The sequence below is a fragment of the Curtobacterium sp. MCBA15_009 genome (assembly GCF_001864895.1).
In the GTDB taxonomy this organism is placed as follows: Bacteria; Actinomycetota; Actinomycetes; order Actinomycetales; family Microbacteriaceae; genus Curtobacterium.
This window is the reverse complement of sequence record NZ_MJGO01000012.1, coordinates 113103-133478: the sequence shown is the minus strand read 5'-3', so window position 1 is coordinate 133478 and position 20376 is coordinate 113103. Positions and strand designations below refer to the sequence as shown.

General features: G+C 73.1%; 13 protein-coding genes. All 13 read left to right on the top strand.

Annotation, left to right across the window (positions count from 1 at the left end; translation table 11 throughout):
* Positions 1-3 precede the first annotated feature (3 nt).
* The 13 genes from atpD to BIU97_RS04480 all read left to right on the top strand — a co-directional run bounded on the left by atpD (position 4) and on the right by BIU97_RS04480 (position 20374).
* Positions 4-1458, top strand: a complete 1455-nt coding sequence (gene atpD, locus BIU97_RS04540; protein WP_071255913.1) for a F0F1 ATP synthase subunit beta — start codon at positions 4-6, stop codon at positions 1456-1458.
* A gap of 1 nt (position 1459) precedes the next feature.
* Positions 1460-1723 (top strand): F0F1 ATP synthase subunit epsilon, encoded by a 264-nt coding sequence (locus BIU97_RS04535; protein ID WP_071255911.1) that lies wholly within the window; start codon positions 1460-1462, stop codon positions 1721-1723.
* Positions 1720-2490, top strand: coding sequence for a YaaA family protein (locus BIU97_RS04530; RefSeq protein WP_368073081.1), 771 nt, complete (start codon positions 1720-1722; stop codon positions 2488-2490). Before BIU97_RS04535 ends, BIU97_RS04530 begins: the two co-directional genes overlap by 4 nt.
* A 108-nt stretch (positions 2491-2598) precedes the next feature.
* A complete protein-coding gene (locus BIU97_RS04525) occupies positions 2599-3156 on the top strand; it encodes a hypothetical protein (RefSeq protein ID WP_071297153.1) in 558 nt (185 codons plus the stop codon).
* A gap of 25 nt (positions 3157-3181) precedes the next feature.
* Positions 3182-4354, top strand: a complete 1173-nt coding sequence (locus BIU97_RS04520; protein ID WP_139195895.1) for an FHA domain-containing protein — start codon at positions 3182-3184, stop codon at positions 4352-4354.
* A gap of 3 nt (positions 4355-4357) precedes the next feature.
* Positions 4358-5179, top strand: a complete 822-nt coding sequence (locus tag BIU97_RS04515; protein ID WP_071255903.1) for a PP2C family protein-serine/threonine phosphatase — start codon at positions 4358-4360, stop codon at positions 5177-5179.
* Positions 5180-5310: 131 nt separating this feature from the next.
* Positions 5311-6723: a serine/threonine-protein kinase gene (locus BIU97_RS04510; RefSeq protein ID WP_071255901.1), complete on the top strand. Its 1413-nt coding sequence runs from the start codon at positions 5311-5313 to the stop codon at positions 6721-6723.
* The gene (locus tag BIU97_RS04505) at positions 6696-12575 is read left to right on the top strand and encodes an Ig-like domain-containing protein (protein WP_071297151.1); all 5880 of its coding nucleotides are present in this window, start codon (positions 6696-6698) and stop codon (positions 12573-12575) included. Before BIU97_RS04510 ends, BIU97_RS04505 begins: the two co-directional genes overlap by 28 nt.
* Before the next feature lie 70 nt (positions 12576-12645).
* On the top strand, positions 12646-13617 hold the full coding sequence (locus tag BIU97_RS04500) for an AAA family ATPase (protein WP_071255898.1): 972 nt from the start codon (positions 12646-12648) through the stop codon (positions 13615-13617).
* 98 nt (positions 13618-13715) lie between these two features.
* Positions 13716-15029 (top strand): DUF58 domain-containing protein, encoded by a 1314-nt coding sequence (locus tag BIU97_RS04495; protein ID WP_071297150.1) that lies wholly within the window; start codon positions 13716-13718, stop codon positions 15027-15029.
* Positions 15026-17488, top strand: a complete 2463-nt coding sequence (locus BIU97_RS04490) for a DUF3488 domain-containing protein (protein ID WP_139195894.1) — start codon at positions 15026-15028, stop codon at positions 17486-17488. Before BIU97_RS04495 ends, BIU97_RS04490 begins: the two co-directional genes overlap by 4 nt.
* A complete protein-coding gene (locus BIU97_RS04485; protein ID WP_139195893.1) occupies positions 17485-19446 on the top strand; it encodes a zinc-ribbon domain-containing protein in 1962 nt (653 codons plus the stop codon). Before BIU97_RS04490 ends, BIU97_RS04485 begins: the two co-directional genes overlap by 4 nt.
* 70 nt (positions 19447-19516) lie before the next feature.
* Positions 19517-20374 carry a hypothetical protein gene (locus tag BIU97_RS04480; RefSeq protein WP_071297147.1) on the top strand — a complete coding sequence of 286 codons (858 nt, stop codon included), beginning with the start codon at positions 19517-19519 and terminating at the stop codon, positions 20372-20374.
* Positions 20375-20376: the final 2 nt, after the last annotated feature.

The following is a 20376-nucleotide window of genomic DNA, read 5'->3' as shown; positions in this document are numbered from 1 at the left end:
GCCATGACCGACACCGCAACCACCGCGGTCGAGACGTCGTCGGCGCCCGGTGTCGGCCGGATCGCCCGTGTCACGGGCCCCGTCGTCGACATCGAGTTCCCCCACGACGCAATCCCGGAGATGTACAACCTCCTGTTCACGACCATCACCATCGGTGACTCGTCGCAGGAGATCGGCCTCGAGGTCGCGCAGCACCTCGGCGACGACCTCGTCCGCGCCATCTCCCTGAAGCCGACCGACGGCCTGGTCCGTGGCCAGGAGGTCCGTGACTCGGGCGCTCCGATCTCGGTCCCCGTCGGCGACGTCACCAAGGGCAAGGTCTTCGACGTCCTCGGCAACGTGCTCAACACGGACGAGAAGCTCGAGATCACCGAGCGCTGGCCGATCCACCGCAAGGCCCCGGCCTTCGACCAGCTCGAGTCCAAGACCTCGATGTTCGAGACCGGCATCAAGTCCATCGACCTCCTCACCCCGTACGTGCAGGGTGGCAAGATCGGCCTCTTCGGTGGTGCGGGCGTCGGCAAGACCGTCCTCATCCAGGAGATGATCCAGCGCGTCGCGCAGGACCACGGCGGTGTGTCGGTGTTCGCCGGTGTCGGTGAGCGCACCCGTGAGGGCAACGACCTCATCGGTGAGATGGAAGAGGCGGGTGTCTTCGACAAGACCGCCCTCGTGTTCGGCCAGATGGACGAGCCGCCGGGAACGCGTCTGCGCGTGGCCCTGTCGGCGCTGACGATGGCGGAGTACTTCCGCGATGTCCAGAAGCAGGACGTGCTCCTCTTCATCGACAACATCTTCCGCTTCACGCAGGCCGGTTCCGAGGTCTCGACGCTGCTCGGCCGCATGCCGTCCGCGGTGGGCTACCAGCCGAACCTCGCCGACGAGATGGGTGTGCTCCAGGAGCGCATCACCTCGACGCGCGGTCACTCGATCACCTCGCTGCAGGCGATCTACGTGCCGGCCGACGACTACACCGACCCGGCTCCGGCGACCACCTTCGCGCACCTCGACGCGACGACCGAGCTCTCGCGTGAGATCGCGTCGCAGGGTCTCTACCCCGCGATCGACCCGCTGACCTCGACGTCCCGCATCATGGACCCGCGGTACCTGGGCGCCGACCACTACGAGACGGCCACGCGCGTCAAGCAGATCCTCCAGAAGAACAAGGAGCTGCAGGAGATCATCGCCATCCTCGGTGTCGACGAGCTCTCCGAAGAGGACAAGATCACGGTCGAGCGCGCTCGTCGGATCCAGCAGTTCCTCTCGCAGAACACCTACATGGCGAAGAAGTTCACCGGCGTCGAGGGCTCCACGGTGCCGCTCAAGGACACCATCGAGTCCTTCCGCGCCATCGCGGACGGCGAGTTCGACCACGTCGCGACGCAGGCGTTCTTCAACGTCGGTGGCATCAACGACGTGGAAGAGAAGTGGTCGCAGATCCAGAAGGAGAACCGCTGACATGGCGGGTCTCAGCGTGAGCGTCGTCTCGGCCGACCGCGAGGTCTGGTCGGGCGACACCACCATGGTCGTCGCACGGACGACAGAGGGTCAGATCGGCATCCTCGCCGGGCACGAGCCGATGCTGGCGATCCTGGCGCAGGGTCAGGTCCGCATCACGCGGGCCGACGGGTCGACCGTCACGGTCGACGCCGAGGACGGCTTCCTGTCGGTCGAGCACGACACGGTGACGATCGTCGCGCGGCAGGCCGCGCTGGCGTCCTGACCGGACTGACCGTCCTCCTCCCGCCTTCGGAGACGAAGCGGGAGGGCGGGGACCGGACCCGCACGCTCGACCTGCGTGCGCTGTCCTTCCCGGAACTGATCGACGAGCGGGCCGCGGTGATCACCGCGGCCCGCTCCGTCAGTTCTGAGGAGTCCTCTGCCCGGACGGCGTTGAAGCTCGGCCCGAAGTCGATCGGGGAGCGCCTGCGCAACCTCGAGCTCGAGACCTCCGGCACGATGCCGGCGATCGAGCGCTACACCGGGGTGCTCTACGACCCCCTCGGGGCCGTCGACGCCCCCGAGGCCACCCGGAACTGGTGGGCGGAGCACGTGGTCGTGCAGTCCGCGATGTTCGGTCCGATCGGTGCGGGCGACCGGATCCCCGCGTACCGGTTGTCGCACGACTCGCGCCTGGGCGCGCTCCGGTTGGCCGCGCACTGGCCCACCGCCTCGAGCCGTGCCCTCGCGCAGCTCGGGGACGGCCTGGTTCTGGACCTCCGGTCGGAGGGGTACCGCAAGCTCGGTCCGGTCCCCGGCGCCGTCGCGCCCCGCGTCGTGAGCGTCGACGGGACCGGGCGGCGTCGGGCACTGAACCACTGGAACAAGACCGCGAAGGGCCGTCTCGTCGCGCTGCTCGGACGCACCGCCGCTGCGGTCGCGTCGATGGACGACCTGGTCGACTGGGCTGCGGGCAACGGCGTCGTCCTCGAGCGCGGTGCCGACGGCTGGGACCTGGTCGCCGAAAGCCTGGAGCCCGTCACCGCCTGACGGCGGGCGCAATGGTCGGTCCTCCACAGGGTCCGTCAGCGCGGCAGCCGTCCACAGCCGGTCCGGGTGAGCCGGTCGGGAGGCGCGGATCACGTTTCGATGGCGTGCATGATCCCGCTCACCGCTCGTTCCGACCACGACTCCGCAGTGCGGTACCCCCGCGAGATCGCGGCGGCCGTCACTCTCCCCGCTGCAGCCGCAGCGCTCGTCGCGCCCGGCGACGGCCCGCTGCGCGGGAGCGCGGCGACGGCCGTCGTCACGGCGTGCGGCGCCCTCGCGACCCGGATGGCCCTGGTGGACTTCCTCGCCGCCCCCGGTGCGCACGACCCTCGGACGCTCCGTGCGTTCGACCCGTTCCACGACGACACACCGCCCGCGCTCTCCGGGATCGGTCCGCGACCCTCGCGCTCCCGTCTGCGGACGGCGGGGGACCGGTGCGTCGAGGCCTGGCGGACCTGGCACGTGCAGGACGGACCGGCCGACGGCACGGCGGGAGCGGCCGGTGCGCTGGCCCTCGCAGCCTGGTGCGCCTGGGCGCTGGGCTCGGCGGCCCGCGCCGAGACCCGGGCGCGGTACGCCCTGGACCTGCGTGACGACGACGCGCTGGCCGGACTCGTGCTGCGCTCGGTGCTCGCCGACAGCCGTCCGACGTGGTCGCCGCGGTGATGCGGGGTCGACGGGATCGTCTACGGTGGACGCAACCACGTGGGAAGGGCTCCGGTTGCGCGACGACGACGACGGCTTCGAGGACATCGAGGACACCGTCATCCGGCGACCCCGTGCGGCGCTCAGCGGTGACCGCGTCGCCGAGGCCCTCGACGACACCGTCATCCGCGGCCGTACCGACGCCGACGATCCGCTCGGTGACACCGTCCTCCGGGCGGTGCCGCCGGTCCCTCCGACGCCGGGAGCGTCGGCAACGGGCGACGACGTGGTCGGCGACACGGTCCTCCGGCCGGTGCCGCCGATTCCTCCGACGCCCGGAGCGTCGGCAACGGACGACGACGTGGTCGGCGACGACACGGTCCTCCGGCCGGTGCCGCGGGTCCGACCGGCGACCGGTCCGTCGGACGGTGTCGACGGCGACCCCCTCGGTGCCACGGTCATCCGGCCGATGCCGCCGATGCCGGGTGCGTCGCGCGGCGGCGACGACCCGCTGGGCGAGATGGTCGTCCGGCCCCTGCCGCGGGTGCCCGACGCGCCGTCGGACGTCCACGGCGACCCCCTCGGCGACACGGTCGTCCGGCCCGTGCCGCCCGTCCCGGGCACCGGCAGCGGCGGTGCGTCGGGCCCGGCCGCGTCCGACGCGGCGGACACCGATGCCGAGGCCACGGTCGTCCGCGCACCGGGCCGACCGCCCACGCGACCGGGCGCCGTCGGCGGAGCCGCACCGGGCCTCCCGTCCGCTCCGACGGACCGCACGGCGAAGGTGCCGTCGATCCGGATCGGCGACCAGCTCTTCCGCCTCGACCACCCCGTGGTGATCGGACGACGGCCGTCGCTGCCGCGGATCACCCGCGGACCGGAACCGGAGCTGGTGACCATGCGCTCGGCGCACGGGCAGGTCTCGTCGTCCCACGTCCGGCTGCACGCCGAGGGCGAAGCCGTCGTCGTGCAGGACCTCCGGTCGACGAACGGCACCGTCGTCCGTCCGGCCGGCGCACCCGCGTACCGCATGCCGTCGGGTGCGTCGATCGTCGCGCTGACGGGTACGGTAGTCGAGATCGGTGACGGCAACGCCATCGAGGTCCTCTCGCCGTACCTCCGGGTCGCACCGACGGCGGACGGGTCCGCTCCGGTTCCCCCGTGGCCCTCCGATCAGCAAGCACACGGCACGCCCCGACCCACCAGAGAGCGATCCTGACACGTGACCGAACTCGGCCGAGCAGCCACTGCGCACGCCATCGACGTCCCCGGTGCCGACGGCGCCACCCTCACCTTGTCGTGGGGAGCCTCGACCGACGTCGGGCGACGGCGTGACCACAACGAGGACAGCTACATCGTCGGTGCCCCCTTCTTCGTCGTCGCGGACGGCATGGGCGGACACCTGGCCGGCGACCGGGCGAGCGACGCCGTGGTGCGGCGCCTCGAACAGGTGACGACCGACCCGTTCACGACGCGGCAGGGCATCCAGCGGGCGTTGCTCCTGGCCACCGCCGACATCGAGCGGGCTGCGGGCGGCAACGCCATCGGCGCGGGGACGACCGTCACCGGTATCGCCCTCGTGGCCTCGCTCGGGCAGCCCGCCGCGCTGGTGTTCAACGTCGGCGACTCCCGGACCTACCGCATCGAGGGCGGCGTGCTCCGTCGCGTCACGGTCGACCACTCCGTCGTGCAGGAGATGGTGGACGCGGGTCTGCTCCGCGCCGAGGACGCCGAACGACACCCCGACAGCAACGTCATCACCCGCGCGGTGGGCTTCGGCGAGCCGCCGGCACCCGACTGGTGGACCCTCCCGCTCCGGGCCGGCGACCGGTACATCGTGTGCTCGGACGGCCTCACCAAGGAGCTCGGCGACGCCGGGATCGCGCGGATCGCAGCCCGCGAATCCGACGCGCAGCAGCTCGCGGAGCGCCTGGTCGGCGACGCCGTCGTCGCCGGGGGGCGCGACAACGTCACGGTGGTGGTGCTGCAGGTCGACGGTGCCCCCGACGACGGTGACCTCGAGGACACGCTGCCCCGGCACTGATCGTCCCCCGAACTGGGGGACCGCGCCCGCCCACGGCCCACCGGCGCGCGGCGACCCGTTCACGAACGGTTCGTACAATGAGCAGGGCCACGACGAGACACGCGGCCACCCGGCCCGGGGAGGAGAGGACGATGGCGCGACGCCTGCCGTCCAACCCGCCCGTCATCGGCGGCTTCAGCCCCGTGCACGTGCTCGGCTCCGGTGGCTTCGCCGACGTCTTCCTGTACGAGCAGGACATGCCGCGCCGACAGGTCGCGGTGAAGGTGCTCCTCGACGAGGTCGTGGACGACCGCGTGCGCCAGATGTTCCAGGCCGAGGCGAACCTCATGGCCCGGCTCAGCACGCACCCGTCGATCCTCACCGTCTTCCAGGCGAGCGTGGCCGCGGACGGACGCCCGTACCTCGTGATGGAGCTCTGCTCGTCGTCGCTCAGCGAGCGGTACCGCCGTGAGCCGATCCCGGTGTCCGAGGTCCTGTCGATCGGCATCCGCATCGGGTCGGCGCTCGAGACGGCGCACCGCGAGGGTGTGCTGCACCGGGACATCAAGCCCTCGAACATCCTGCTCACGGCGTACGGCAACCCGGTGCTGTCCGACTTCGGCATCGCCGCGACCATCGGCGGGACCGACCCCGACGAACCGGTCGGCATGTCCATCCCGTGGTCCGCGCCCGAGGTGCTCATCGACGAGTCCCGCGGCACGATCCAGTCCGAGGTCTACTCGCTCGCCGCCACCGTCTACTCGTTGCTCGCCGGCCGCAGTCCCTTCGAGATCCGCGGCGGCAAGAACGGCGCGAACGACCTGATGCACCGGATCGACAAGGGCGGCGTCAAGCCGACGGGGCGCACCGACGTGCCGCCGTCGCTCGAGCGACTGCTCGCGACGGCGCTGTCCCGCAAGGCGCAGGCACGACCGGCGACGGTGATCGAGTTCGTCCGCGGCCTGCAGCAGGTCGAGGCCGAACTCGGCATCCCGCAAACCCCAGCGGACGTCGCGGTCGAGGCGTGGGCGGTCGCGTCGCCGACGCCCGCCGGCGAACGCACGGTGGTGCGTCAGCTGCAGGCGCCCGCACGGGTCGGTGGTCGCCGTCGCACCCGTCGTCCGGTCCAGGGCGGTGTGGTCGCCGGCGGCGCGCAGAGCGTCGGCACCGTGCACCGGACCGGTTCCGTCACCCGCACCCGTCGCCGGACGCGCTCGACGCTGCTCTGGGCGACGTCGCTCACCGTCGTGGTCGTCGCGGCCCTCGCCGTCGCGACGGTCGTCGTGGTCGGTCGTCTCGGCACCGGTGCGATCCCGGTCGTGGCCGACGTCCGTGCATCGACCTCGGCCAGTGCGGTCTCGTTCTCGTGGGCAGACCCCGGCCTGCGCACCGGTGACACGTACGTCATCTCGTCGAACGGGTCCTCGAGCCAGCAGTCCGGCACGACGTTCGTCGTCTCGGGGGAGCGCGGCGAGGAGCAGTGCATCGCGGTCGCCGTGAACCGCGACGGCAAGACCGGTGCAGCGAGTGCGCAGAAGTGCGCGACGATCGGGAGCGCCGGGTGATCCGCGCCCTGCTCGCGAAGCACCGGTCCGCCGCCGTCACCACGGGCGTGTCCGTGGTCGTCGCCGCGGTGGTCGCCGGCACCGCGATCGTGTCGACCGGCTACCACACGCAGCGCGTGGACCTCGGCGACGGGACGGTCTGGGTCCCCTCGGCCGAGTACGGCGCGGTCGGCCGGGCCAACACCGAGGTGCTGCAGCTCAACACGGCCGTCGAGACCGCCAGCGACGACCTCTCGGTCCTGCAACGCGGTTCCACCGTCTACAGCGTCGACGAGACCAAGGGCACCGTCGCGAAGGTCGACGTCGCGGCCGCCACGGTCGGCGACGCCGTCACCCTGCCCGCCGGTTCGCCACAGGTCTTCCTCGCCGGGGACACGGCCGTGATCGGCAACGCGGAGACCGGCGAGCTCTGGGCGACCCCGGCCGACCAGCTCGAGGAGTTCGACGCCTCCACGAAGGCCGACCTGACGCTCGGTGCCGACACCGTGTTCGACGCCTCGGACGACCACGTCGCCGTCTACTCGGCGAAGACCGGCACCGCCTCGCTCGTCGACATCGGCGCGACCCTGACCGTCGACCGCCGCTGGAAGGTCGACGCCGGTCGCGGCGACGACTTCCAGGTCGCCGCCTTCGGGTCCCACCTCGCCGTGCTCGACCGCACCAGCGGCACCCTGACGGTGGACGGCGACGCGGTCGACCTCGGCGACCGTGTGGGCTCGTCCCCGGCGCTGCAGCGGTCGTCCGACGACGGCGCCGACGTCACGGTCGCCGGGACCGCCGGCCTGGCCCGGGTCACCCCGTCCGGCCGGGTCGACGGCACGCCCCTGGCCGTGTCCGGCCGCGCTGCGCGGCCCTACGTCGACGGCAGCTGCACCTACGCCGCCTGGGCCGGCGGTCAGGCGATGGACACCTGCGACGGCCGCGCGCTCCAGCGCCTGGCGAGCACCGGTGGGACGAGCGAGATGCAGATCCTCCACAACGGCCGGACGGTCGTGGCCAACGACCCGTCGAGCGGCCGGTCGTGGGCGATCGACCGCAGCGGGCAGCTCATCGACAACTGGGCCGACCTCGTCAAGCAGGACGACCAGAAGCAGCGCGAGCAGGTCTCCGACGAGGACCCCGAGGTCGACAAGGACCAGAAGCCGCCGGTGGCGGTGGACGACGAGCTGGGCGCTCGTCCGGGACGCACCACGAGCCTCCCGGTCCTGCTCAACGACTACGACCCGAACGGCGACCCGATCGTGGTGAGCGAGGTCGGACGGATCTCGGACTCCGCCGGCCGCGTCGCGATCGTCGGCGACGGCCAGCGCCTGCAGGTGACGCTGTCGTCCCGCGCCTCGGGCACCGTGTCGTTCCAGTACACGATCACCGACGGCAACGGCGGCTCCGACACCGCGACCGTCCGCGTCAGCGTCCGACCCGAGTCGCAGAACGATGCTCCGCGCCAGGTCCGCGACACCTCGGCGGACGTCGTGCAGAACGGGCACGTCGTGACGAACGTGCTCGGCGACTGGGTCGACCCCGACGGCGACCCCGTCTACCTCAAGTCGGCGACGGCGGCCGACCCCGACAACGCGTCGACCACGCCGGACGGCCTGCTCGACTACCGCAACGACAGCGGCAGGACCGGCGAGCGGTCGGTGCAGGTCGTCGTCAGCGACGGGCGTGCGGACGGCCGCGGCTCGGCGACCATGCGGGTCGCGAAGCAGGGCAGCGTGCCGCTCCGCGCCGACCCCTTCCCGGTGAGCGGGTACGCGGGCAAGGCGTTCAGCGTCGACCCGCTCGACCACGTGCGCGGCGGCAACGGCACCGTGACCCTCACCAGCGTGTCCTCCGCGTCCGGCCTGACCGTGACCCCGAGCTACGACGCCGGCACCTTCCGCGTGCTCGGCGCCGGAGCGGGGGACCACCAGCTCGAGTACACGGTGACCGACGGCGTGAAGACCTCGAGCGGCATCGTGCGGGTGACGATCCTCGCGCCGCCCGACGCCTCGACCGCGCCGATCACCACGCCGAAGACGGTGTTCGTGAACACGCTGTCGACGAAGGACACCGACGTCACCGCGACCGACATCGACCCGGCCGGCGGCGTGCTCATGGTGACCGCCATCGACGCGCCGCAGCGGTCGAGCGGCGTGCAGGCGAGCATCCTCGACCAGCACACCGTCCGCATCACCCTGACGGCGCCGCTCGACGGGCCGGTGTCCTTCGAGTACACCGAGACGAACGGCCTGGCGTCGTCCACCGGCACGATCACCGTCGTCGAGATCCCCCGACCGGACCGCATCCAGCCGCCGGTGGCGCAGCCCGACAGCAGCACGGTGCGGGTGGGCGACGTTGCGAACATCGCCGTCCTCGACAACGACACGCAGCCCGAGGGCGAGCCCCTGACGCTCGAGCCGGACCTGGTGCAGAACGTGCCGGGCGACGGCGGTCTGCTCTTCGTCTCCGGCGACCACCTGCGCTACCTCGCGCCGGAGACCCCCGGCAACTACACGGCCGTGTACCGCGTCGCGGGTCCGGACGGCCAGCACGCCGACGCGTCCGTGTCGATCTCGGTCCGCGAGCGCGACGCCGCCACGAACAACCCGCCGGTCCCGCCGACGGTGACCGCGCGCGTCGTCGCCGGGTCCTCGGTGCGGGTGTCGATCCCGCTGAACGGCATCGACCCGGACGGCGACTCGGTGCAGCTCGTCGGCGTCGGCTCCAACCCGGACAAGGGCTCGGTGAGCGACGTCTCGAAGGACTCGCTGACCTACCAGGCGGGCGACTACTCGGCCGGTACCGACGAGTTCAGCTACACGGTCGTCGACGCACTCGGTGCCCGTGCGAGCGGCACCGTGCGCGTCGGGATCGCGCCGCGCGCCGAGCAGGCATCCAACCCCGTCGCCCAGGCCGACCACGTCACCATCCGTCCCGGCGGCTCGGTGACCGTCCGGGTGATGCAGAACGACTCCGACCCCGAGGGCGGACAGCTCACCGTCACCGCCGCCGAGCCGACCGCCGACGACGTCGCGGCGAAGATCCTGCGGAAGCAGCAGATCCGGGTGACCCCGCCGAAGACGGCGAAGTCCGGCGACTACGCCGTGCTCTACACGGTGACCAACAGCAGCGGCGGTTCGAGCACCGCGTTCCTGACGGTCACGGTCGACGAGGACGCCCAGCCGCTGCGACCCGAGGTGGACGACACCACCCTCGACCTGCAGGACATCCTGCACCGCCAGAGCGTGACGGTCGACGTGCTCGAGAACGTCTTCTTCGCCGAGGGCACCTCGGCCGACCTGAAGGTCGGCCTGGTCGACGGCTACGGCGACACGGCCCGCACCACCGACGACGAACGGATCACCGTCCGGCTCACCGACGACTCGCAGGTGATCCCGTTCTCGGTGGCACGCGTCGACCACCCGGACATCGTGTCCTACGGCTTCATCAACGTGCCGGGCTTCGACGACGCACTGCCGCAGATCAACCGCAGTGCGGGGACGATCACGGTGAAGAGCGAGGCGACCGTGCGGATCCCGCTCGACGACTTCGTCGTGACCGCGAACGGCAAGACCGCGACGATCACCGACCGCGGCACCGTGAAGGCGACGCACGCGAACGGGCAGCGCCTGGTCGTCGACTCGTCGACCCTGCAGTTCACGTCGTCGAAGCTGTACTACGGCAACGCCTCCATCTCGTTCGAGGTCACGGACGGTTCGTCGGCGAACGGCGGCAAGGGACGCGTCGCGACCCTGGTGCTGCCCATCACGGTGACGCCCCGGTCGAACCAGCCGCCGGCCTTCACCGGTTCGGCCGTCGAGATGCAGCCGGGGGAGCGCCGCACGATCGACCTGACGAAGCTCACCGACTACCCGTACCCGCGCGACCTGCCCGAGCTGCGGTACTCGGTCGTCGGGCGGCCAGCGGACGGCGTCACCGCGAGCATCGCGAAGCAGCAGCTGACGATCGCCGTCGCCGACACGGCGAAGAAGAACACCACGGCCGCCATCGGGATCGGCGTGAACGACGACGCCAACGCCGGCCGCGCGGGAACCGTGACCGTGGGCATCGTCGCGTCGACCCGTCCGCTCGTGCAGCCGGGCGCGGACCGGTCCGTCACGAAGCGCGGCGCGACGACGACCATCGACGTGCTCACGAACGACCAGCCGACCAACCCGTTCCCCGGGCAGCGATTGCGCGTGGTGAACATCCGCGGCCTGTCCGGCGGGCTGCCGAGCGGCGTGACCGTCACGCCGAGCGGAGACCGGTCCCGGCTGCAGGTCCGGGTGTCGGACACGGCCAAGCCCGTCGACGCGCACCTGCAGTACCAGGTCGCCGACGCGACGAACGACCCGAACCGGTACGTCTGGGGCGACGTGACGATCTCGGTGCAGGACGTGCCGGACGCACCCGGCACGCCGACCCGCACGGGGTCGTACGACGGCGGCCAGCTCTCGCTGACCTGGGCCGCGCCGCAGGGCAACAACGCGCCGATCACGGGCTACCGCGTCGTCGGGACGAACGGGCTCACGAAGAACTGCGGGACGTCGACGGTCTGCCAGCTGACCGGGATCGACCCGAAGGCGTCGTACCGGTTCCAGGTCGTCGCGACGAACGCCATCGGCGACTCGAAGCCGTCCGCGCGGTCCGTCTCGATGAGCGCGGACTACGTGCCGGCCCCGCCGAAGAACATCCGGGTCTCGCCGAGCAAGAGCACGCCGAACCAGCTCGACGTCGCCTGGAACGCAGTACCGGCACCCCGGGGCGGGAGCGCGGTCGACGACTACGTCGTGACGATCAAGGGCCCCGGCCTCTCCACCATGCGCCGGACCGGCACCGCGACGAGCACCTCGTTCACCGGCGCCGAGAGCGGTGCGAAGTACTCGGTCTCCGTCTCCGCGCACAACGACGCCGACCGCAACGGCACCGTGGTGCAGTGGAACTCCGGCTCGGGGTCCGGCACGGCGGTCGGGACGCCCGGCAAGCCGTCGAACGTGCAGGCCGAGGCCGGTGCACAGGCGGACGATTCCGGTCGGTCGTCGGTGAACGTCACCTGGGGTCCGGCGGACGCCGCGGGGGGATCGGGGCTGCGCTACGCGGCGTACCGCTCCGCCGACGTCGACTGCAAGGCGCCGCCGTCGAACTCGCTCGGCACCAGCAGCCCGGCTCGGGACTCCGGGGTCGGCGCCGGGACCACGCGGTACGCGGTGACCGTCTCGAACGGCTACTTCTGCAACGTGGCGTACGCGGACGCGGTGACCTACGAACGTCCGACCGCCACCGGGCGCGCCGGCGTCGACGTGACGAAGGTCGGGACGAACACGTGGAACGTCAGCGTGACCGCGTCGTCCCGTGACGCGCACCACTACCAGCTCGAGACCGGCGGACAGACGGTGTCGCTCCGACCGGGCGAGACGTGGACCGGTGTCCCCGGCTCGGGTGCGCGCAACGTCGCCGTGCAACTGCTCGTCCGCGCCTGCGGTGGGCCCGGCAGCTCGTTCTGCACGAGCGACGACCAGTCCTGGACGGGGACGGCTGCCGCGTACGACACGACCGCGACCGTCACCTCTGCGCAGGAGGGGCAGCCGCTCGGGGTCACCGGGCCGAGCGGTACCGGCGTCAGCGTGCACTTCACGGCGTACTGGTACTACAGCGACGACGGGACCGGGTTCTTCACCTCCTCCGGTTGGAACGCCGGAGAACCGACGCCGACACCGCCGCCGTTGGCGAAGTCGCTCAAGCTCCGTGCGACGCTGTCGCTGCCGGACGGTTCGAACGAGGGGCTCGGCGACGCTTCCGACCTCGTCGCGATCACGCCGGCCCCGGAGCCCGAGCCGGCACCGGCCCCGTCAGACCCAGCCGCTCCCTGATCCCGCGGCGCTGCCCGACCAGCCCGACCGCCCAATCGCCAGAACGCCACCAACGAAGGACCGACCCCGCATGAGCATGACCCCGGAGCAGGCCACCTGGTTCGCCGACGTCGCAGGCCGCATCGTGACCAACGTCGAGCAGGTGCTCCTCGGGAAGACGTTCGTGATCCGGCTCGCGGTCACGGCCATGCTCAGCGAGGGCCACCTGCTGCTCGAGGACGTCCCCGGCACCGGCAAGACCAGCCTCGCCCGGGCGATGGCGCAGAGCGTGCAGGGCACGACGAACCGCATCCAGTTCACGCCGGACCTGCTGCCCGGTGACATCACCGGCATCAGCGTGTACGACCAGCGCACCCAGGAGTTCGACTTCCACCGCGGTCCGGTGTTCGCGAACATCGTGCTCGCCGACGAGATCAACCGTGCGAGCCCGAAGACCCAGTCCGCGCTGCTCGAGGCGATGGAGGAGTCCGCGATCACCGTCGACGGCGTGAACCACCGGCTCGCCGCCCCGTTCATGGTGATCGCCACGCAGAACCCCGTCGAGCAGGCCGGCACGTACCGGCTGCCCGAGGCGCAGCTCGACCGCTTCCTCATGAAGACCTCGATCGGCTACCCGGACCACGCCGCGACGGTGAAGATCCTCGAGACGTCCTCGGCGCCCTCGGCCTCGGTGCCGCTCGCGAGCGTCGTCCCCGCGGCGACGATCACCGAGATGGCCGCGCTCGCCCGCTCGGTGCACGTCGACGCCGTGATCGCGGACTACGTGGCACGGCTCGTCGACGCCACCCGCTCGGCGAGCGAGGTCCGCCTCGGCGTCAGCGTCCGTGGTGCGATGGGCCTCATCCGGGCCGCCCGCGTCTTCGCGGCGCTGAACGGCCGCCACTACGTCACGCCGGACGACGTCAAGGCCCTCGCCGTGCCCGTGCTCGCGCACCGGCTCGTGCTCGACGCCGAGGCCGAGTTCGACGGCGTCAGCTCGCCGAGCGTGATCGCGCAGCTCCTGGTCGAGACCCCGCCGCCGGCCGACCGGGTCACGACGTGACGGACCGCCGGCCCGTCTCCACGCGCTCGCGCCGCCCGTCCTCGACGCGGTCGCGTCGCGGGACGACGGCGTACGAGCGCACGGGGACGGTCGCCGGCATGACCAACGTCCGGTCCCGGATCGTCGGGGACCGCGAGGGCGTCGCAGCGGACGCCGTCGTCGGCGTCGTCCGGGCCTGGGCGACGGCCTGGAGGCTCGTCACGCGTTCCTGGGGCGAGGTCTCGTCGGTCGTCACCGGGCTCGGCTGGACGGTCGCCGCGCTCACGCTCGTCGCGTTCGTGACGGGCTACCGGTTCGGGCTGCGCGAGATCGTGGTCGTCGGGTTCGCCGGTGCGGTGCTGGTGGTCGTCGCGGCCGTCGCGCTCATCGGCCGGTCACGGCTGGTGATCCGCATGCGGCTGCCGCAGCACCGGGTGGCCGTCGGCGACGCCGCTGGCGTGGTGGTGACAGCGGAGAACCCCTCGCGGCTGCCCTCCGTGCCGACGACCGTCGAGGTGCCGGTCGGTTCGGGGCTGGTCGACGTCGCCATCCCCGCGATCGGCCCGCAGGGCACGTTCGAGCGCGAGGTGCCCGTGCCGACCCTGCGCCGCGGGGTGCTCGACGTCGGCCCGGTGACCGGCGTCCGCGCCGACCCGGTCGGACTGGTCCGCCGCGAGGTCGTATGGACGGCCCGGGAGCAGGTCATCGTGCACCCCCGGACCATCGCGATCCCGTCCACGAGCACCGGTCTGGTGCGGGACCTCGAGGGACAGGCGACCACCGACCTCTCGCCGGCGGACATCGCCTTCCACGCCATCCGCGAGTACATGCCGGGTGACGACCCGCGCACGATCCACTGGAAGTCGACGGCGAAGTCCGGCGCGCTGATGGTGCGCCAGTTCGAGGACACCCGTCGCTCCCACCTCGTCGTCGCACTGGGCACGGCGCGTGCCGAGTTCGGTGACGACGACGAGTTCGAGCTCGCCGTCAGCGCCGCCGCGTCGCTCGGCGCACGGGCGATCCGCGACGGCCGCGAGGTCTCCGTCGTGGTGTCCGAGCGGACACCCGAGTTCGCGCGTCGCGCGGTCTACGCCGTGCGGTCCCTGCCGACGATCACGCCGACTCGCCTGCTCGACGACTTCGCGTCCGTCGCCCTGGCCGACGCGTGCCTGCCGGTCGCCGAGGTCGCGCGCATCGTCGGCAACGACGCCGAGGGGATCTCGGTCGCCTTCCTCGTGGTCGGGTCGACCGTCGGGCTGCCGGCGCTCCGCCTCGCGGCCACGCGCTTCCCGGTGGGCGTCGAGGTCGTCGCGGTGATCTGCGAGCCGGAGGCGCAGCCCCGGTTCCTGCGCGTCGCGGGTCTGACGGTGATGACCATCGGCTACCTGGACGACCTGCGGCACGCGCTGCACCGATCGGCAGCGGCCGCATGAGCGCAGCACCCGTGGCCGACCCGACCGCGCCGGAGCGCGCACGGCGCACCACCCGGCGTTCCGACCGCCGGGACGCCCGCCGTGCCGCACCGCTGCGGCTGGCCGGCAGCACCCTGGTCGTCTGGCTCCTGCTCGCCGTGGCGAGCACGTCCTGGTGGCCGGTCTACCGCGACCAGGCGATGGTCGCTGCTGCGGTGACCGCGATCGTCGCCGGCACGCTCGTCGCCCTGCTCGGCGCCGTCCTGCGGTTGCCCGCGGCAGTGGTCGCCGTCGCGGGCGTCGCGGCGTTCACGCTGACCGGCGTGCCGGCCGCGGTGCCCGACCGGGCGGCCGGGCTGCTGCCCACCGGTCCCGGACTCCTCGACCTCTTCGCCGGCGTCGCGCTGGGCTGGAAGCAGCTGGTGACCATCAGCCTGCCGGTCGGGTCGTACGAGGCGCTCCTCGTGCCGTACTTCGTGACGCTCCTGGTGGCGGCGGTGACGTCCGTGAGCGTGGCGACCCGTGCCTCCCGGCCGGAGCTCGCGAGCATCCCGGCACTGGTGCTGTTCGCGGTCGGCGTGGTCGTCGGACCGAGCCGACTCGACACATCCGTGCTGACCGCGGTGGTGCTCGTGGGGATCGCCCTGGTGTGGGCGCTGACCGTCCGCCACGCGCGACGCGCCGTGGCCGTCGCGACCACCATCGGCACCAGGGTCCCGCTCGTGCGGTCCGTCGTGCGGCCGGCCCTCGTGGGGACGGGGACGATCGTCGCCGCCGCGGTCGTCGCGACCGGACTCGGCCTCGTGGCACCGCCCACCGTCGGGCGCACCGTGGCGCGGACCGACGTCGTGAAGCCCTTCGACCCGCGCGACCACGTCAGCCCGCTCAGCGGCTTCCGGGCCTACGAGGAGCAGACCGCCGCGGACACCCCGCAGCTGCGGGTGACCGGGCTCCCCGAGAACGGGTTCGTGCGCATCGCCACCCTCGACACGTACGACGGGGTCGTCTACCGGGTGGGCGGCGCCGACGGGGCGTCGGCGTCGGGCACCTTCGAGCGGGTGCCGACCTCGGTCGACGTCCGCGGGGTCGACGGCACCGCCGTCCGCGTCGGCGTGACCGTCGAGGGGTACAGCGGTGTGTGGCTGCCGACGGTGGGCGACCTCGAGCGGGTCGAGTTCACCGGTCGCGGCGCGGAGTCCGAGCGCGGATCGTTCTTCTACAACGCGTCGACGCAGACCGGTGCCGTGGTGGGCGGGGTCGGTGACGGCACGTCGTACGACCTGACCGCCGTGGTGCCAGACCAGCCGACCCAGGAGCAGCTCGCCGCCGCGCGACCGGGCAGCGCGTCGGTGCCGGCGACGCGGGACGTGCCGGAGGCCGTGCGCGACACCGTCGAGTCGACGACCCGCGGCGAGACCGCGGCCGGCGCGAAGCTCCTGGCCGCACTGCAGTCGCTGAAGCGCAACGGGTACGTCAGCCACGGGGTCGGGGACGACCGGATGAGCCGTTCGGGCCACGGCGCCGACCGGATCCAGGAGCTCCTCACCGCGCCGTTGATGATCGGTGACCAGGAGCAGTACGCCGCCGCCGCGGCGCTGATGGCCGACGAGCTGGGGTTCCCCGCGCGGGTGGTGATGGGCTTCAGCGCCGGCGGCGACTCCGGAGTCGATCGCGGCGACGCGGGCACGAGCGGTGGCACGACGACGTTCCGCGGCTCGGACGTGACGGCGCGCATCGAGGTCGACACCGCGCAGTGGGGGTGGGTCATGCTCGACCCGAACCCGACCGTGCGCGAGATCCCGGACGAGCAGCAGCAGACGCCGCAGCCCGTGACCCGGCCGGAGACGGTCGTGCCGCCGCCCCCCGTCACCCAGCAGGACCAGGACCAGCAGGCCCCGCCGCAGACCGACCGCAACACGCCGCCGGTGCAGCCGCTGTGGCTGCAGATCCTGCTGGCCGCGTTGCCGTGGGTGCTCGGCGTGCTCGGCCTCGCGGCGCTCGTGCTGCTGCCGTTCGCGGTGATCGTGCTCGTGAAGCGCGCACGGCGACGCCGCCGTCGTCGCGCGCCGACGCCCCGCGGCCGTGTCGTCGGCGCCTGGGACGAGTACCGCGACGCGCTGCTCGATCGCGGGCACGACGTGTCCCGGTCCGCGACACGACGCGAAGCGGTGGTGGGTGCTCCCGGCGACGGCGGGACCGGCCTCGCAGCCCTCGCCGACCGCGCGGTCTTCGGTCCGAGCGACGTCGACGAGTCGGTCGCCGACCGGATGTGGTCGGCGACGGACGACGCGATCGGCAGTCTCCGGACCGGACGGAACCGACGGGAACGGTTCCGCACCGCCGTCTCACTGCGGTCGCTCCGCGGACGGCGACCCCCTCGTGGGCGGACCCGGCAGGGTGCTCGGGGACGCGGCGACTACGATGGGCCGAGGCCCGGCGAGCGTCGTGCAGGGCCGAGTGAGGACAGAGGCACCCCGTGATCAGATGCGAACACTGCGGATCGATGCTCCCGGACGGGGCGATCTTCTGCGGTGAGTGCGGACGCGCGGTGACCGCCGCGGCCAGCCGTCGCCCGGTCGCCCAGCCTCCCGTCGAACAGGCACCACCGCCGCCCCTGCAGCAGCCCGACGCGCACGGCCGCCGCTCGGACCCCGCCGCCGACGCCTGGCTCCCCGAGGCCACGCTCGACCCGGCGACACGCGCCTGGCTGACCGGCTCCGACCGTCCGGGGAACGGCGCGGTCCCCGTCCAGCGGCCCGACGACTTCGCCCCACGGCAGGCGCCCACGCACGTCCACGGTGCCGACTCCGGGTTGGCGGAGCGCGGTGCGCCGAACCCGCAGCGCGCCGAGCCCTCGCTCGACCCCGCCGACCACCGCTCCGAGCCGGTCCCCGGCGCTGACCTCGCCGACGATCCCGAACGGACCCGCCTGGCGCCCCCCGCGTCGGCGGCCGCCCCGACGGACGCTCCCGCGGCCGACAGCGGCGTCCCGGCATCGGTCTGGGCACCTCCGGCGGACGTCGCACCGCCGGCCGCGCCGGCCGGTCCCTCGTGGTGGGTGGGGCGCGGCAACGCCGCCGAACCCGAGGTCGTCGCCGAACCCGTCGTCCCCCCGGTGCCGCCCGTCCCGCCGGTGCCGCCCGTTCCTCCTGTGCCGCCCGTCCCGGAGTCCGCTGGCGACGAGGCCGTCGGAGCATCCGCCGAGCACGGCCCGGGCGACGACCAGTCAGACGAAGCCGGCATCGACGGCCTGCGCGTCCCCGCTCCGACCGCAGGGTCGGCCGACGACGGCGACGCGGAGTCGGGCCAGCCGGTCGTCCCCGCTGCGGACGGCCCCGTCGCGTCGCCGCCGCAGCCCGGCGACACCGCGGTCGTGGAACCCCTGGTCGACCGCCGACCGCTCCGTCCGGCTCCGCTGGTCACGCCGGGCATGCACGCCACGACGACCTGCCACGTGTGCGGCCACCAGCTCGAGCCGGACGACATCTTCTGCGGCGAGTGCGGCGCGGTCCGCCCGGCCGTGACCGCGGCCTTCACCGGACCGGTCGTCCCGCTGCCGATGGCACGCCCGGACTGGGCTGCCGACGACGAGGCCGAGGCGGTCGACCGTACGTCCGCGGTCGACACCGGCGGCGATGCGGGCGACACCGCCGGCGACTCGGACGCGGACGACACCGCCGGCGACTCGGACGCGGACGTCGACGTCGACGTCGCGGACGGTCACGGTGACGACGGCGACGTGACCGACAGCGCCGGGGCGGACAGTGCCCCGGCCGTGACGGACGACGAGTTCGCGGACTCCGGGCCGCGCCTCCGCCCGCGCGGGGTGCACGCCGCCCCGAGCCTGTCCCCGGACGCGTTCCCCTCTGCGCCAGCGACCACGACGCCGGGTTCCGCCACCGTGCCCTCCGCGGCACCGTCGACCGCGCCGTTCGCCGCGCCGCTGCCCCCGATCCCGGGTGCTCCGGGAGTGATCCCGCCGATGCCCGGCGCCGCGGACCATGCCGCGCAGGCTCCGGCCCAGCCGGACCCCGCGTCCCTGGTGTCGAGCGCGAACGACGACCTCGCCGAGGACGTCGAGGAGACCCGCATCGTCGGGCAGGCTCCGGTGCAGGCCCCGTTCGTCCTGCACTTCAGCACCGGTGAGCGCTTCGGCGTGCACGGCACCGGGCTGCTCGGCCGTCTGCCCCGCCCGCAGCCGGGCGAGCGGTTCGACGACCTGCTGACCGTGCACGACCCCGGCAAGTCGGTGTCGAAGATCCACCTGGAGCTCGGTCGTGACGGCGACGACCTCTGGGTGTCCGACCGGTTCTCGGGCAACGGGACCGTGGTCCGGCACATCGACGGTTCGATCCGTCGCTGCGAGCCGGGCCGTCGGTACCGGGTCGAGCGCGGTGCGCGGGTCGACATCGGGGAGCAGTTCTTCCTGGTGCAGTAGTCGGCGCCGGCTGTCCACAGATCCCCTCGGACGGCCCACAGTGGCGACGGGGTCGTGCTCGGATGGAGCGGTGTCCCCGTTCACCGCCCGCTGCGTCCTGGTCGTCACCGCGGTCGTGCTGGTGCTGTCCGGCCTGCTCGGGCCCGTGGCGGCGAGCGGACGGGTGGCGCTGCTGGCAGCGGCGGCCTGCTGTGCCGTGCTCGACGTCGTGCTGCACCGATCGGCCTCCTCGGCGGTACCCGAGCAGGCGGCGGAGCCACTGCCGCTGCCCCTGCTCCCGCAACTCGAGCACGTCGACCGGCCGTCGACCGGGTTCGTCCTCGGGCACCGCCCGGACGGTGCGGTCGTCCACCACGGCGCACCCGCGCACCTGGTCGTCGTCGGATCCGGGGCCGTCGCCGACTCGGTGTTCCGGGCACTGGCCGCGCAGCTCGCAGCGGGTCCGGCAGCGGACGGCCACGCCGCGGGCGACCACACTGCGGGCGACGACGGCGTGGCGCCGAGGACCGGGGGCAGCCACCGGCGGGTCGCGGACCCGGGCGGCCCCGCTCGGACCGTCCGCTGGGGGAGCGACCCGGACCGGGACCCGCCCGTGCGCACGGGCACGGGCACGGGCGCGGGCGCGGCCACGAGTCCGGACCGGGTCGGTCGGATGCCGCCCGGCACGGCTGCAGCGGTCCGGTTCGACGACACCGGACGGCCGGTGTCCACGGTGGTGCACGTGCCGGGTCTCGGGGCGATGCCGAGGACCTGGGACGTCGCCGTCGTCGTCACCCGCTACGGCTGCACGAGCCGTCGCCCGGCCGATCCGGCAGCGGAACGGCTCGTCCCCGTGCTCCCGGTCGCACCGGATCCGGATCCGGATCCGGACCCGGACCCGAGGACGTCAGGGACGTCAGGGACGTCAGTGACGCCGACCGGATCGTGACC